The following is a 14961-nucleotide window of genomic DNA, read 5'->3' as shown; positions in this document are numbered from 1 at the left end:
TAAATTTGTAATAAATCCACTTTTTATATAATAAGGGAATTATTTGGTTATTACAATAGATTTCAGGTACAAAGTTATAGTTTTCCCAGACAAAACATAGGTTAAATAGCACCGTTTCTCAATCAAATCTACTAAACCTCTCGTTAGGGTTATAAGGAATATGCACTCCGAACGTCTCGTAAAAGGAAACATCGTCATACTTTTCGTTCAGTCGTTTATATGCGTCTCTATACAAGTCTTCAATTTCTTCTTTGTTTTCTTCCATCGAAAGTAACAGACAACGATAACACTCATCGAGGGTTAAGTAATGATACGGTAGCTCGTTCCTTGTTTTATCCCATGTATTTTCGAACAATTCTCGAAGCTCGTTTTCGCTCATTTCTAATATTTCCATTAAATCGATGATATGCTTATTTGCAGGTAATGGAAGCAATATGTCGGGATGGTCTAAGTGTCTTCCGTTACTTAAACCGCTTGTATCGAAAATGAATACTCGTAAGTAATGGAATAAGGATGTTTCATACTTTTCTTCCCGTTTCAACTGCGCTGCTTTATTGGTAATAACGTTACGCATGAGTCCGTAACTACGTTCTTTAGCGTATTCCATATACGCCAACTGAAATAACCCCCACGAAATATCACCGTTAGGCGGATTGTAGTCGAACTTTTTAACGTGACGTATCGCATTGGCAGCGTTATACACGCCATCTTTTGTATCGAATCTGTGCGCAGGCACGATGTAATAGTATTCGTTTAGCGCCTCTTCGCCTTTTGCCGTAGCTTTGTACACATTACGGTCAACGTAAGATTCAATTTCCACATCCGTGAAATATTCCTCGATTCTCGCTATAAGATCGGCTTTCTTCCCGCTCACCTTCAGATTCTTCGACTTCAATATCTCTTTCAATCGAGGCACTTTAAACGAGCCAAGCGCTTCCATCGTGGTACCTTCTCCGACATACGCTTCTTTAACAAGTTTGTTAAATGAACGCTTCGCATTAATGCCGTATGTTGTTTCGAAATAACGAGGGAACGGAGCTTCTGACGTTTTGCCCGAAATCCAATCGATTAAAATGATTTCACCGGGGAGCAACCCGTTAGCTAGTTTCTGTTTGTATATCGGTTCAATCTCGTATTCCGGAACATATTTTGGTGCCGGCTTAGAACGTGGAGTATTTCCGGATGATGACGAAGGTTGCTTAGGCACCGAGGGGGCTGTCACATGTTTCTCGGACTCCTTCCACGCTTTCTTTAAAAAATTAATGATTCCCAACAACTACACCTCACTTTTAAATAAAATTCGGATTAGGTAAATAGTTCAATATTTTCCGTCTTATTCCTTTTAACAATGACTATTTTTCTATTGCTTGTGGTACGATTATGGTAATTTCACTCATTAAAGAATAGGAAAGGAAAGTTTATGTCAAATACATATAACATATTATCTCACTTCGAGAGTTATAAGGACGGTTTAATACAAGAAGTAATTTCTCTCAATTCTTTTCTAGAACTTTATGTCCACATTAGACGAAAACGAAATGACCGCCTTGAAATATTAAATAAATCCCCCGCTTTTTTCCAATTAACACAAGAGTCTTTATTAACAAGCGTTATCGTCGGTCTGACTAAAATTTTTGAAAGAAGGAATAAAAATGGAAGGACTATCTATAATTTCCTTAATTATATAGAGTGGAATTATAAAGGAATTTTTCTAAATAAACCTAAATTAAATACTACTGAAATTACAGTTGATATTATTAAAGAGCAGAGGTTCAAATTGGAGCAACAAGATCATTTGTTGAATAATTTGTTCGCATGGAGAGATAAAAGCTTCGCTCATATGGACAAAAAATATTTTGAGGATCGTGCTCAGCTTGGAGAAGACTTTCCTTTAACTATTAAACAATTAAGGTTGCTCATAGAATTGGTGGCAGAAATACTTAATGTAGTGGAAGGTGCCTATAGTGACTCAAGCTGGTCATTCAATGCAACAAATGTCACTGATATAGACAATATTTTAGACTGGCTGCACAAGGTTGAGCCTTATAAAGGGGAAATTAATAATTTAGTTAGAGAGGGTTATCTTAATCGGAATATTTGAACTACATAAAACAAGAATCAGGGAAATGAAAAGAGACCACCCGAAGGTAGCCCCGTTGTTTACAGTTCGCTCATGCTTTGGTTGTTTTTCAAGTCGCTAAAAGCCGGGTGCGTAATTTGCAAGCGTCTGAACGTATAGTCGGGCATTGTTGACACTAGCTCCTTCGCCTCTTCTAGCACTTCCTGTTCGGGCGTTTGTAAGCCTGACAACGTGTTGTTAACTTGGCGGAGTCTCTTCGTCGTTCACACTTTGCAGTACGTTTGTAGTTGCTTTCGAACCTCGGCTGCTCGGCAATTTTTATGGTCAAATCTGTCTCGTTTTTGTTGTACGCCTTTGCATTCGCTCCCTCTTTTTGTTTGAAATATCCAATTTAATCTACCATTTGCCTCCGTCATTTCAATGTGGTAAATTTAAGATATGATGAAGCGGGAAGGAAATTCTTTCCTGCGTTGGTTATCTATGCTTGCGCTTTCTTTTTCCGGGCTTGTTGTGAAGTCGGTTAAAGAGGCGCATTTTTTCGCTTTTTGAACACGACTACTAAAATGCATTATTCCTTCTCTTTGAGCGCTTCTTCAGAGTGATCAAATACGTTATAGTAGGTTATGTTATGTCTATGACTTAACGTGGACCTCTTTTTCTTCATATTGCCCTTGAGGGTGGGGCTTCGACTCTCACTCACTTTAATTGGCTCATCCTCGCTTCACTTACATTGAACATGGCTTCTAGGTAAAAGTTCACGTAGCCCCGACGTCGTGTACCTCCGCTTGTACCACTTTTTCTTAGCTTCCAGTTGCCTTTGCCATTTTATCGGTCTCCCTAAATTGTTAGATTTCATAATTCGCCCACTCTTTAAGTAAGCGCCTCATACGACTAGAAGGCAGATATAACTCGATAGGCTCGCCATTCCTAATTCTTGAACGATATATCCATTGGAGTAACTCGCTTACCGCTAGTAAATCCTGATTAACTTTTACGCCGTTATCTTCAAAAAACGCCTTCTCTATCGGGTGCATATAACGGTTGAACACGTATGCTAGCGCCCAACGATCTTGATACTCGTTTGTAGCCCGTGCATTACATTGTAGAAACGAAAATACGTAACCTTTACCTGATAGATCGGTCTTAGCGTCTTTAAGTGTTGTCCAGATGATATCTTTCGACTTCGCCTTAACATCATTCCGGAAATACCCGTAGATTTTACGTTGAACTTCTACTACAGTCTCATCCGACATACCTCGTAAAAATGTGGAACTTAGGGCGTTCTCTCGTTCACCTATTTCGTTTTTCTTGCCTTCATAAACGTTGATTAGCTCGTATAGTTTCTCCCGCTGTTCAGCTTGCTTGTTGTACTCTACTAGCTCGTAGCGCTCCCCATTGTGCTTAACGGAGTAATACTCGTAACCAAACCCATACAAATCGAAGTAGTAACGCTGTATCTGTGCGTCGAATAGATACGTCATAACGAATACATCGTCAAAGGCGTTGAATACTCTCGGGGGGAACGCCCATATCAAGAACCGCCCTCGGTGATAGAACAGGTTGCCCCCTTGCGCTAGCTTCATAACGTCGGAGTACCTTGCGTTAACTTCGTAGTCATCACACACCCAACGCACCTTTTTTTCCACTACCTCGATGTGTTCTAACGCTAGCAAATCCGTTATGTCCCGCTGAGTTACGTTCGCTTTATCGATTAGGTCCATAACTTCATCGAGTATCAACGTGTAGCCTGCTCCTTTGAGCAATCCGAGTAGTTCGTCATCCGCTGTTTGGAATAGGGAGTGCGTTGATACGATGTTCTTCCCATTGACAATCAATTCTTTCAGACTTCGCATTTTACTTCCGTCAGCGTTATTATTGTTCGGCTCTACGAATTGCTTTTCTGTTTGATTGTTGATTCGCTTTACTTGTTCTAGGTACGGCGTTATATAGATGAACTTCTCGAAGTCTGGCGCCTCATTCATCCGTTGAATCGCCCACGATGTTTTTCCGCTTCCCATAATTGAGTCCACCACGTTTATTCTCGTTTGGTTTGTCATCGTTGAATCCTCTCCCATTAAAATTGTTTTTACTACTCCACCCGATTTTCTCGCTATAAACCCATCGTTTACCAATTGGTTAATGCCTTGCGTTAGCAAGGAGTGGTTTGAACATAATCCCCGTTCTATCGGTCTATCGCTTACCTCGTGGATTAACCCCTATTCGTCGTTCCTACCGTCACTCCTCATGGGCTCCCTTCAGTCGCCCAATTTTATTAGCACGTTTTGCCCCCATTCTTTAAGGAAAAACCGCTTCAAACCCTGTCACATTAACGTTTTCACTTCGTTTTAGCACTTTCCTTTGCTAACCGTTAGCACGTTTTCACCCGCTCTCTAAGGGTGTTGTAGTAGTCATTCTACATATCGTTCCTTATCTTGCGTTTTAGCCAAGAAACACCCCGCATGTAGTACTTTCTGATTTCCTCCGGTAACTTCGTCACAAGTTTAAACGGTCTACGAAAGTCCACTGCTAGCAACCTTTTTTCGCTCTCAATCTCTTATACCAAACAAATCGCCATATTTTTGACATTGTTTTCGAAATTTCTCTAAAAAGCTTTCTAATTTCTAATAGCACATGGAACCCTATCTCGTGGGACACGATTTTAAAATTTCTCATAAAAAAATCGCCAACCTCGAAGGGCTAGCGATCATGTAGTCGATTGTCTGATGGGTTCGAGCAAGGCGCCCGATTGACCTCCGACCTTTTCAATTTTCGTAGCAAATGTTCGTGGACCCGGTGGGCAGGATTCGGCGATACGCCCCCGGGGGAGGTCGTCGCCGAAAAGGGTTAATCGGTTGCCAGTTATAATCGGAAGTCCTTCAACGTTTCCGCTATTTCTTCCTCTGTTATGCCGATGTATCGTTTTGTGGTAGCTTGATCCGAGTGATTAAATATCTCCATCAACGTTGCTACGTCTTTTGTCCGTTGATAGTAATGATAACCAAAGGTTTTCCTTCCGGTATGTGTGCCGATATCTTTACGTCCTAACAGGTCGGCTGCTTTCGCATAGACACGGTAGGCTTGCGTAGAGGTTATATGACCGTCTCCCTTGCGACTAGGAAATAACCAACCCTCGTTAGGCTTATCGGATAGATAATCGGCTATGTCACCCATAATAGCGTTTAAATGAACCCTACGAGGCTTCTTCGTTTTCCCCTCTGATACCACGATATTTGAAGCGCCTTTAACGTCCTCTATACGTAATTTAACGATATCCCCTATTCGCAAGCCCGTGTTAATACCGAGATTAAAGAGTAACAAGTTTCGATCAGCTTGTTTCGATAGTTTTAACGCTTCCCGAAACTCCTTGATTTCCTCGGGTGAACGTAATGGTTGTACGTCAACCAAATCACCCTTTTTCCCGCCTTCATAGCTCATGTAATCGCCTCTTTTCGAATGTATGGTTTTAATTTTAATCGAACGATACCATACATTTATTTAGCAGTCAATCGTACTATGCCTTCAAAACGGGGAAATGAACGTATGAATATACACAAAAGCATACATTCAAGTTAACTTTTACTCGACTATATCGGCTATAAATTCACACAAACGGATTACAGTCGCATATTATCGTTTCGACATTATTCCTCTCAATCGAGAACAAAGCGCCTGAGAATCGCCATATGTACGTCTGTGTAGCGCTTTATGCCGTAACCCCCTTGTGTTTTCGTAGGTGGTCGACTCATGAACGACTTCGCCGACATTCAACGGGTGCTGATGATAGCTTCACGTTCCCCACTGTAACCATATGCGTGTAATAACGTGTAAAGCACGATTGTCCCGTACTCTGTTTTACTCCGAGTTTCTTCTTACACATCGTTTTGTCAAGCAATTAACCTTTACGACCGGTTTACACATTCTACTCGTTATGTACTATCGCATTCCATTACTCCGCTACTATTCCCGACCGTTTAACTTGCATTTGAAGTAAATAGCGGTTCAGTCTATCTATGATTTTAGTAGGAAAGGGCTAAGTATATTTCACCCAATAAACAGAAATAATCCCTCTATTTTCCAGTTATCTATGTTAATGTAATTAATAGGACTAAAAGGCTTAATACATAAAGGGTAAAGTTTCAATTAGTTATAACAACTGATGATTTTTAGGAGGATAGAATTTGATAACATTTATATTCAAGCTAGTTTTTGCAGGCTTTATTGGTCTATTGCCGTTGGGATTGTATGTGTATGCCTATTCTCTTCTAACGAGTGGCTCAAAAGGTCCTTGGGAGAAGCAGGAACAAGGAGTGAGTAGTTTCTGGGATTGGGTAAACCTTATCATCCTTATTGGTGTATTAGGTGGTGGATTTTATATGTTCGTTAAGATCATGGTGACGCCTCTGGATTAGGAAAAATATCAACAAATTTGTATCCATTATTCACCTCATTCTATTTTTATACGAGTGAGGCTTACTTTTATTATAGACTCCCCTTACATGGCGCCCTAATCAGATAGCCAGTCGTAGTACACGGAAGCCTGCATATTAACCGAACCCCATTCTAACTTACGAGAAACCTCGCTCGTAACCGACTGCCACGCAGCATAAAGATATCCGTTCAACTTACCGATCGCCCCTCGTTTATACTTGCGAACGGCGTTTAGGAATACGTCCACATACGCTTCTCCGTGCTCCTCTAACGTAATCTCTCGATTCACGCTAGCTTTCGCCTTTAATAGAGTTCCGTACACCTCGTACAGCCCATGAACATCATAGAAAGACGATAGAGCTTCGTAGATTACGCTTGGAATAGATTGTCGTAATGCTCGTGGGTTTATGGAACTTTCTCCGTCTCGTTTGTGCTCTTGAATGGTATGATTATGTTTAATTGGTTCCGATTGTTTTTCGTTCTGCTCGTCCTTGTCATCCGTGGTCTCGACTTCTACTTCTGCGTGTTCACCTTGCGTTGTCATAGCACGATTGATCCGTATAATATTAACGGACTTTCTCTTCGCTTTCCCAAACCATTTCTTTACCGTTGGGAAGCGTTCAATCATCCCGTAATGATCCAGTCGTTTAATTGCTCGCATGACCGTGCTTTTCGATACATCGCATGAATCGGCTATCGTTTGATACTTAGCGAAAGAAACACCGAGCACACGTAGGCTCGAACGACCGAGGAAACGTAGCACCTCGATAACCGACTGTGGCTCTTCTTCCATTTGTAACGTCTCTATGTAAGCGTAAATAGCCTCGTCCATTTCTAATTGCTGCTCGAAGGTAGCGTATTCCGCTAACTCCGATAAATCTGTCGTTAGATATGTCGCTGTCATTTCGAATAGTCCTCCCCAATTGGGAGACGCACCACACGAATGTACGTTCGGTTTCGGCTGCATAGGTCTCACACCTTGCGTACACACCGTTTTTTTCGATATACTTTACTTGTCACGGTAGGCGTATATCACTTCGGTTCATCCGAGTGGTTGCGTCTCTTTTTTTTGTCTAAAACTCAATAATCACTCGTTGGTTCCGTTAGATATCTAACGGGTTGCGTTTGCTCGCTTCTTGATACCTATCGAACAAATCTTCGTCCGTGTATCGCAGATAAACCTGAGTCGTGCTTATCTCGCTGTGACCCATGATTGTCTGCAACGTCCTAATGTCTCCGCCTCCACGGAGAAACCGAACAGCAAACGAGTGCCTTAATGAGTGGGGACTACATCGTACTCCTTCCTTATCTAAACCGCTTTTCTTCCCGTACATATTCATACGTTTCCTAATAAGGTCATGTCGAATAGATTCACCGAAGCTATTAACAAAAACGTGCTTTACATCTCGACCGAAGTTCTCGATGTTCTCGGTTACCAATTGGTGAAGTTCATTTCGCACTTTCTCCGTCATAGGAATCATGCGAGTTTTTCGATTCTTGTTCTTCGCACCCGGCAATAGAATCACTTTGTTATCGAAGTCGACATCTTCTATTTCCAATGCGTTTAACTCGTTACTACGTAAACCACAATAGAGAGCCGTTAACATTGCGCAGTAATCTCGATAGCCTGCGACTGAATCGGTATCCACCATGGAAAACAAACGCTTAATCTGTGAGTCGGATAAGGCGTAGATTTTCTTTTCGTCGATTTTCAACTTCGGAATCTCTTCGCCGGGATTCGATGACAACAATTCTTCCTTAACCAATTTCGAGAAAATCGCCTTCACACTTACCAACCGAATGTTCACCGTTACGGGCGATAATTTCCGAACATCTAACAAAGTCGTGATGTACCGTCTGAAATCCTCTTTGGTAACGTCGAACACGTTTTCTTTCTTGATAATCTCGAAGAATTCTCGCCAATAGCTCATATAGTCTCGTACAGTTCTATGACGATAGCCTTCCGATTCATACACCTTTGAAATCCGTTCAACCACCTTCTCATACGACAAATTAACTCGCTGGACCTCGTACTCCTTGCCTGATTCTCTTCGCTTCACAACGCCTGTACGTCTTATTTTTTTGCGCATAAAAAAACCTCCCGAAGTCTTAACTAGTTTCGTTAAGAAATCGAGAGGCTACGTAAACGGTCGGGTAATATGTACCCGAACTTAGGCGATATGGACGGGGGCGCTTCTTGTTATTCCGTGTCTTCTCGTGCAACCAACGCACCGAAAACCGTAAAATATTCTGCGTCTCCTTGCCGTCATATCAACGTTTATTCGCTTGGGATGCGCTCGGAGGGATTCGAACCCCCGACAGACGTAGAACCGGAATCTACCGCTCTATCCAACTGAGCTACGAGCGCAAAATAAGGACAAGTACTATTATAAGGGGTGACCCAAAGATAATTCAAGTAGCAATTTTTTTCATGGTATGTAAACAAGGAAACAGGACATGATAGCACCGAGGTGATACGATGGTATCAGGGTATTTGTTATGGATTATATTCCTGTTTACATTATTAGTTATCGGCATTTTTCATTTAATTCGCTTCCCCACTCCCATATTACAGTCCTATTCTGCTTCCCCTCCCCTTCATTCTATGTCACTAAGGAAATTGTTTTACACCCTTCAGACAAAAGGCCTTACTCCATACTCCAATGTTAAGGTTGGGTGGGTGACAGTAGATGTTGCATTAATGGATGCAAAAGTAGCCATTATGTACTATCATGCTGAAGACCTCTTACATCCTAAAAAGAAAAGAAGGCTACAAAGAAAAAAGGCATTTCTTGTGAAGCATGGCTGGATGGTTTGGGAAGTAAGAGAAAAGGATTTACGGCACCATTTCCAAACAACAATACGTCAAATATCATCTATTAAAACATAAACCCGCCGCCCGCATGTTTATCTCCTCCCGAAAAGGGAAAAATGGGGAATGAGTCAGCATTGCGTTGCGGGGTACATACAATAGTTACATTCCTCGATAGGACAGGACAAGGATAATAACGGACGAAAAAGTTCAAAACGATAATCCCTTTTGTTTGACCTTTTCTGACCTATTAAGGTATGATGAACGTAAGTTACTTAACTTTATCATGTAAATATATTTAAGGAGGAACCTTTATGAATTTAATACCTACAGTTATTGAACAAACAAATCGCGGGGAACGTGCTTATGACATCTATTCCCGTCTGTTAAAAGACCGTATTATTATGCTTGGTAGTGCAATTGATGATAACGTTGCTAACTCTATTGTAGCACAGCTTCTATTCCTATCAGCAGAGGACCCGGATAAGGATATTTCACTATACATCAACTCCCCAGGCGGCTCTATCACAGCGGGAATGGCTATCTATGATACTATGCAGTTCATCAAGCCTAATGTATCTACTATCTGCACAGGCATGGCAGCATCTATGGGTGCCTTCCTACTAGCTGCTGGTGAACCAGGTAAACGTTTCGCCCTTCCAAACAGTGAAGTCATGATCCACCAACCGCTTGGCGGAACACAAGGTCAAGCAGCGGACATCCAAATCCACGCTAACCGTATTATTAAAATGCGTGAAAAACTAAACCAAATTCTATCTGAGCGTACTGGTCAGGATTACGAAGTTATCGCACGCGACACAGACCGTGACAACTTCATGTCTGCTCACGAAGCAAAAGAATATGGTTTAATTGACAAAGTAATGGAAAAGAAAACAGAACAATAAACACTAGGAAAGCCTGCAACCGTCATACGGTTGCAGGCTTTTTTTCACCTTTTGCTTATTTTCAAATACAAATTCTGTTTCAAACAAGTGTAGAGGAGAGAAGGGGAGGGGGTTTAGGGTGGGTTATGCGCTCTTCGGACGGGGATATGCTCTCTTCGGCCAGGGTTATGCGCTCTTCTGGCCGGGTTATGCGCTCTCCGGCCAGGGATATGCGCTCTTCAACCGAGGATATGCGCTCTTCTGGCCGGGTTATGCGCTCTTCGGACGAGGATATGCGCTCTTCGACCAGGGTTATGCGCTCTCCGGACGAGGATATGCTCTCTTCGACCAGGGTTATGCGCTCTCCGGACGAGGATATGCGCTCTTCGACCAGGGTTATGCGCTCTCCGACCGAGGTTATGCGCTCTTCGACCGGGGATATGCGCTCTTCGACCAGGGATATGCGCTCTTCGGCCAAGGATATGCGCTCTTCGACCGAGGATATGCGCTCTTCGGCCAGGGATATGCGCTCTCCGGACGAGTTATGCGCTCTTCGGCCAGGGATATGCGCTCTCCGGACGAGTTATGCGCTCTTCGACCAGGGATATGCGCTCTCCGGCCGGGTTATGCGCTCTTCGACCAGGGATATGCGCTCTCCGGCCGAGTTATGCGCTCTTCGACCGAGGATATGCGCTCTCCGGCCCGATTTACCTGCTCATCCCTCCAGACCCCTCCTAATCCCTTGTACACAAGCTCTTCCTCACACCCACATTACTTCCATACATATGATGAACAAAGACCAATGGAGAGTAGGGGATTGTGGTGAGATTGAAGCATACGGCTGGCATTTTTACGCATATTTACCGGAATAATTTGTGGGGGGATAAGGAATCAGTTTCTGGCAGTGGGTCGTCCATACAACAAACAATACCTCTTGTGGAAAAGCTGCCTAGTCTATTTAAGAAATATAACATCTCTTCTGTTTTGGATGCTCCGTGTGGAGATTTTAATTGGATGAAGCGAGTGGATCTAAGTGGAATGTCTTACGTGGGTGTGGATATTGTCCAAGAGTTAATTGATCAAAATAATAGACTCTATCACGGGGATCATGTTTCGTTTGCTCGAATGGATATTCTGAAGGATCCTCTTCCTAAGGCAGATGTTATTATGTGTAGAGATGCCTTAGTTCACTTTCCTTTGAAAGAGATAGCCGCGTGTGTGGAAAATTTCAAAAGGAGTAATAGCACGTATTTATTAACGACGTCTTTTCCTGAGGTAAGAGAAAACAAGAATATTAGAATGGGGGATTGGCGACCTATCAATCTTGAGGAACGGCCCTTTTCTTTTCCAAAGCCTCTTCACCAACTACAGGAGCTGCACGATGGAAAAACGTTGTCATTATGGAGGCTTCGGGACCTATAGCCTTTAATAGTATGAAAGAAGCGAGTGTATCGATTCCATACACTCGCTTCTTTCGTATGTTCATTTATTCACATTAATAGCACAGAAAAAATTACTCTGCTGTTACGAAGTTCGTTAATTTTTGTATGGCGTCTTCCTGGTCATTTCCTTCTGCCTGGAGCAGGATTTCTTCCCCAGAACCAACAGCTAAGCTCATTAATCCCATAATACTTTTCGCATTTACTCTCTTCCCATCCTTCTCTAGAAAAATATCAGATGAGAAACGATTTGCTTCTTGTACGAAAAGTGCAGCTGGCCTCGCTTGAAGTCCGGTTTTCAGCGTTACTGTTATGGATTGTTCCAACACGTCTATCTCTCCTCTCTACCCCTATGCTCATGTATTTTTATATTGGAAAGCGTTTGCAAGCTATGGAAGAAAAAACGCTTCTAAGAAGCAGAAGCGTTATAAATTACAATCATTGTATCATACAATTTTTCAAAAAGGAATGATCTATGATCCTTTTGCAATAAGTTCCCCTTTTCGCACTTTATCGGCAAATTCATCTATTTTTTTCAGACGATGATTGACACCGGATTTGCTTATTTTTGAGGACATTAGTTCTCCAAGCTCCTTGAGAGTGACATCCTGATGCTCCACTCGTAAAATGGCGAGCTCTCGTAATTTGTCAGGAAGGGCTTCTAATCCGACTGTTTCCTGAATAAATTTAATGTTCTCTACCTGGCGAAAGGCAGCACCTATCGTTTTATTTAAGTTAGCTGTTTCGCAGTTAACCAACCGGTTCACAGAGTTTCTCATGTCACGCATAATACGGACGTCTTCGAATTTCAACAATGCCTGGTGCGCTCCGATAACGTTTAGAAACTCCGTAATCTTCTCTGCTTCCTTCAAGTAGCAAATATACCCATTTCTGCGTTCTATCGCACGGGCGTGCAAGTCGAATTGATTCATTAAATCACAGAGGGATTCGTTATGATTTTCATAGAAGGTGAAAATCTCCATATGATATGAGGACGTCTCTGGGTTGTTAACAGAACCACCAGCTAGGAAAGCTCCCCGTAAATAGGCACGACGACAGCACGGCTTGTCTAAATATTTATTGGAAATCTTACGAATAATGGTGAATGGTTCCTCCAGAATTTCAAGATCCATTAGCAATTGACGTACTTGCTCCTTCATTCGTACGATATACACATTGTTCTTTTTTAGACGCATTTTCTTTCGAACCAGCAGCTCTACTTGAAAATTATACAATCGCTTCACAAGCGTATAAATCCTTCTTGCTATCGCTGCGTTTTCGGTTTGAACATCCAGCACGTATTTCCGATTAGAAAAAGAAACAGATCCGTTCATTCGGATTAAGGCTGCCAGTTCTGCTTCTGCACAGCAATCATCTACTTCAATAGATGTTAGCTCTTTTTTTGTTTCTGATGCAAAGGACAATCCTCCCACCCCCTTCTCGTTTTGACTTCTATATTGTTATTAATCCAATAGAGAGACTAGCATTTTTGCTACTTTATCTGTATCGTGACGGAGCGTAACCTGGTTAGGGTCAATGATATCTCCTTCAATAATATCCACACCAAGCTGCTTCACTCGCTCATGATCGTACACAACCGGTTCTGCGTTTTCTTTAGCATAGAGCTTCCGAACATCTGTGGAAATCGGCTGGTTATGAACAAGGATAGCATCTAAGCAGCCTTCACCAATATGATCATGGATAGCCTTCACATGATCTGCTGCACTGTAGCCTGTTGTTTCTCCAAATTGTGTCATGACGTTACAGACATAAACAACTTCTCCATGCGTTTCACGTAAAGCATCACTTATTTGCGATACTATCATATTAGGGAGGGTGCTTGTGTATAAACTGCCTGGTGCTATCACGACTAAATCGGCATTTTTCACAGCCTCTACAGCTTCAGGCAGTGGCTGCACGGGCTGTGGGCTTAAAAATACTTTATTGATTTTTTTTCCGCTGCAAGGAATCTTAGATTCTCCTGAAACAACCGTGCCATCTTCCATCAAGGCATGAAGGAACATGTTCTGGTTGGCAATGGGAAGAATCGTTCCCTTCACATTAAGGACCCTGGAAATCTCTTTTATTCCGTGAAAGAAATCATCTGTAATGGATGTCATAGCAGCTAACAATAGATTACCCATAGAATGCCCTGATAATCCATTACCGTCTGCAAAACGGTGTTGAAATAAATCAAGCAGCATAGGTTCAGCATCTGATAAAGCTGCAATAACGTTTCGGATATCCCCTGGTGCTGGTATCGACAGTTCATCACGAAGCTTACCGGAACTGCCCCCATCGTCTGCCACCGTTACAATGGCTGTTAAATCAATAGGGAAGGATTTCAATCCACGTAGCAAAACAGGCATACCCGTGCCGCCACCCAGTACTACCACACTTGGTAACGATTCATTTGTCATACGCTATTTTCCCTTTCTTTTGTCTATATCCCGATGGGTTACATGGGTTACATAGTCTTTGGAGAAGTGCTTAGCAATATGTTCGGCAATTGCAACAGATCTATGCTGACCTCCCGTGCATCCAATCGAAACGACAAGCTGGCTTTTGCCTTCCCGCTTATATTGAGGAAGCATAGTCCCTAGTAAATCTAAAAGTTTTTCCATGAAATTCTGCGTTTCGGTCCATTTAAATACATAGGATGATACCTCATTCGTTAATCCTGTCAGTGGGCGCATTTGCTCCACATAGTGCGGGTTGGGTAGGAATCTCACGTCAAATACTAGGTCCGAGTCGATCGGAAGACCATACTTGAAGCCAAAGGAGACAACTTGGACAGAGAATACCTGCTGTGTCTTCTCTGAGTAAGAAGCTAATATACGCTCCCGGAGCTCACGAGGCTTCAAATCGGTTGTATCAATAATATTCTGAGCCCGTCCTCTCAGCTCATCCAGCATATTTCTTTCCTGTTCAATACCTTCTAGCGGTAAGCCTTCTGGTGCTAGCGGATGGGAACGGCGAGTTTCCTTGTACCGAGAAACTAAGGACTGGTTTTCAGCATCCAGGAATAGTATATGCTCAGATAACCAATCTTCTTTAGATAATTGGTCTAACGCTTCAAATAATGAATCAAAAAATTCCCTTCCTCTTAAGTCCATCACAAGGGCAACTTTTTGTATATTATGCTTTGGATCCTTCATTAATTCTAAGAACTTAGGGAGCAATGCCGGCGGCAGATTATCCACACAAAAGAAACCTAAATCTTCAAAGCTTTGGACTGCTACTGTTTTTCCTGCACCGGACATTCCTGTAATGATAACGAGCTGCGTTTCCTCTGAATGATTAACCATGTTCCATCGC

At 42.3% G+C, this 14961-nt stretch carries 15 protein-coding genes and 1 tRNA gene; 5 read left to right on the top strand and 11 right to left on the bottom strand.

Translation table 11 applies throughout. The features are described from left to right. Positions 1-118 precede the first annotated feature (118 nt). A complete protein-coding gene (locus ACFFGV_RS18090; protein WP_377350870.1) occupies positions 119-1273 on the bottom strand; it encodes an SAP domain-containing protein in 1155 nt (384 codons plus the stop codon). A gap of 147 nt (positions 1274-1420) precedes the next feature. Here ACFFGV_RS18090 and ACFFGV_RS18085 point away from each other — a divergent pair, with 147 nt between their 5' ends. Then, positions 1421-2101, top strand: a complete 681-nt coding sequence (locus ACFFGV_RS18085; protein WP_377350868.1) for an AbiU2 domain-containing protein — start codon at positions 1421-1423, stop codon at positions 2099-2101. 824 nt (positions 2102-2925) lie between these two features. On the opposite strand, the gene ACFFGV_RS18080 is transcribed toward ACFFGV_RS18085, so the two are convergent. After that, on the bottom strand, positions 2926-4137 hold the full coding sequence (locus tag ACFFGV_RS18080; RefSeq protein WP_377350866.1) for a YonV C-terminus-related protein: 1212 nt from the start codon (positions 4135-4137) through the stop codon (positions 2926-2928). 802 nt (positions 4138-4939) lie between these two features. Then, positions 4940-5515, bottom strand: a complete 576-nt coding sequence (locus tag ACFFGV_RS18075) for a tyrosine-type recombinase/integrase (RefSeq protein WP_377350864.1) — start codon at positions 5513-5515, stop codon at positions 4940-4942. 743 nt (positions 5516-6258) lie between these two features. Here ACFFGV_RS18075 and ACFFGV_RS18070 point away from each other — a divergent pair. Further along, the gene (locus ACFFGV_RS18070; RefSeq protein ID WP_377350861.1) at positions 6259-6489 is read left to right on the top strand and encodes a hypothetical protein; all 231 of its coding nucleotides are present in this window, start codon (positions 6259-6261) and stop codon (positions 6487-6489) included. A gap of 95 nt (positions 6490-6584) precedes the next feature. Here ACFFGV_RS18070 and ACFFGV_RS18065 read toward each other — a convergent pair whose 3' ends face one another. The 3 genes from ACFFGV_RS18065 to ACFFGV_RS18055 all read right to left on the bottom strand — a co-directional run bounded on the left by ACFFGV_RS18065 (position 6585) and on the right by ACFFGV_RS18055 (position 8876). After that, a complete protein-coding gene (locus ACFFGV_RS18065; protein ID WP_377350859.1) occupies positions 6585-7412 on the bottom strand; it encodes a hypothetical protein in 828 nt (275 codons plus the stop codon). A gap of 199 nt (positions 7413-7611) precedes the next feature. Beyond that, positions 7612-8598, bottom strand: coding sequence for a tyrosine-type recombinase/integrase (locus tag ACFFGV_RS18060; protein ID WP_377350858.1), 987 nt, complete (start codon positions 8596-8598; stop codon positions 7612-7614). Positions 8599-8800: 202 nt separating this feature from the next. Beyond that, a tRNA-Arg gene (locus tag ACFFGV_RS18055) sits at positions 8801-8876 on the bottom strand. Between the two features lie 111 nt (positions 8877-8987). On the opposite strand from ACFFGV_RS18055, the gene ACFFGV_RS18050 reads away from it, so the two are divergent. Together ACFFGV_RS18050 and clpP are read left to right on the top strand one after the other, a co-directional pair. After that, positions 8988-9398, top strand: coding sequence for a hypothetical protein (locus ACFFGV_RS18050; protein ID WP_377350856.1), 411 nt, complete (start codon positions 8988-8990; stop codon positions 9396-9398). A gap of 236 nt (positions 9399-9634) precedes the next feature. Further along, on the top strand, positions 9635-10225 hold the full coding sequence (gene clpP / locus ACFFGV_RS18045) for an ATP-dependent Clp endopeptidase proteolytic subunit ClpP (protein ID WP_377350854.1): 591 nt from the start codon (positions 9635-9637) through the stop codon (positions 10223-10225). A 79-nt stretch (positions 10226-10304) separates the two neighbouring features. Here the strand turns inward: clpP and ACFFGV_RS18040 are convergent, their stop codons facing one another. Further along, positions 10305-10682, bottom strand: a complete 378-nt coding sequence (locus tag ACFFGV_RS18040) for a hypothetical protein (protein ID WP_377350852.1) — start codon at positions 10680-10682, stop codon at positions 10305-10307. A gap of 344 nt (positions 10683-11026) precedes the next feature. Here ACFFGV_RS18040 and ACFFGV_RS18035 point away from each other — a divergent pair, with 344 nt between their 5' ends. Then, positions 11027-11626, top strand: a complete 600-nt coding sequence (locus tag ACFFGV_RS18035) for a class I SAM-dependent methyltransferase (RefSeq protein WP_377350850.1) — start codon at positions 11027-11029, stop codon at positions 11624-11626. 91 nt (positions 11627-11717) lie between these two features. Here the strand turns inward: ACFFGV_RS18035 and ACFFGV_RS18030 are convergent, their stop codons facing one another. The 4 genes from ACFFGV_RS18030 to rapZ form a co-directional block, all read right to left on the bottom strand. Then, positions 11718-11972 (bottom strand): HPr family phosphocarrier protein, encoded by a 255-nt coding sequence (locus ACFFGV_RS18030; RefSeq protein WP_377350848.1) that lies wholly within the window; start codon positions 11970-11972, stop codon positions 11718-11720. Positions 11973-12116: 144 nt separating this feature from the next. Beyond that, on the bottom strand, positions 12117-13067 hold the full coding sequence (gene whiA / locus ACFFGV_RS18025; protein WP_377350847.1) for a DNA-binding protein WhiA: 951 nt from the start codon (positions 13065-13067) through the stop codon (positions 12117-12119). Positions 13068-13106: 39 nt separating this feature from the next. Then, positions 13107-14063 (bottom strand): gluconeogenesis morphogenetic factor MgfK, encoded by a 957-nt coding sequence (gene mgfK / locus ACFFGV_RS18020; RefSeq protein ID WP_377350845.1) that lies wholly within the window; start codon positions 14061-14063, stop codon positions 13107-13109. A 3-nt stretch (positions 14064-14066) separates the two neighbouring features. Beyond that, positions 14067-14951 carry an RNase adapter RapZ gene (rapZ, locus tag ACFFGV_RS18015; RefSeq protein WP_377350843.1) on the bottom strand — a complete coding sequence of 295 codons (885 nt, stop codon included), beginning with the start codon at positions 14949-14951 and terminating at the stop codon, positions 14067-14069. Positions 14952-14961 lie beyond the last annotated feature (10 nt).

The organism is Pontibacillus salicampi, from assembly GCF_042434395.1.
Taxonomy (GTDB): domain Bacteria; phylum Bacillota; class Bacilli; order Bacillales; family BH030062; genus Pontibacillus; species Pontibacillus salicampi.
The sequence above is the reverse complement of the archived record's forward strand: the minus strand, read 5'-3'. Positions and strand labels throughout refer to the sequence as shown.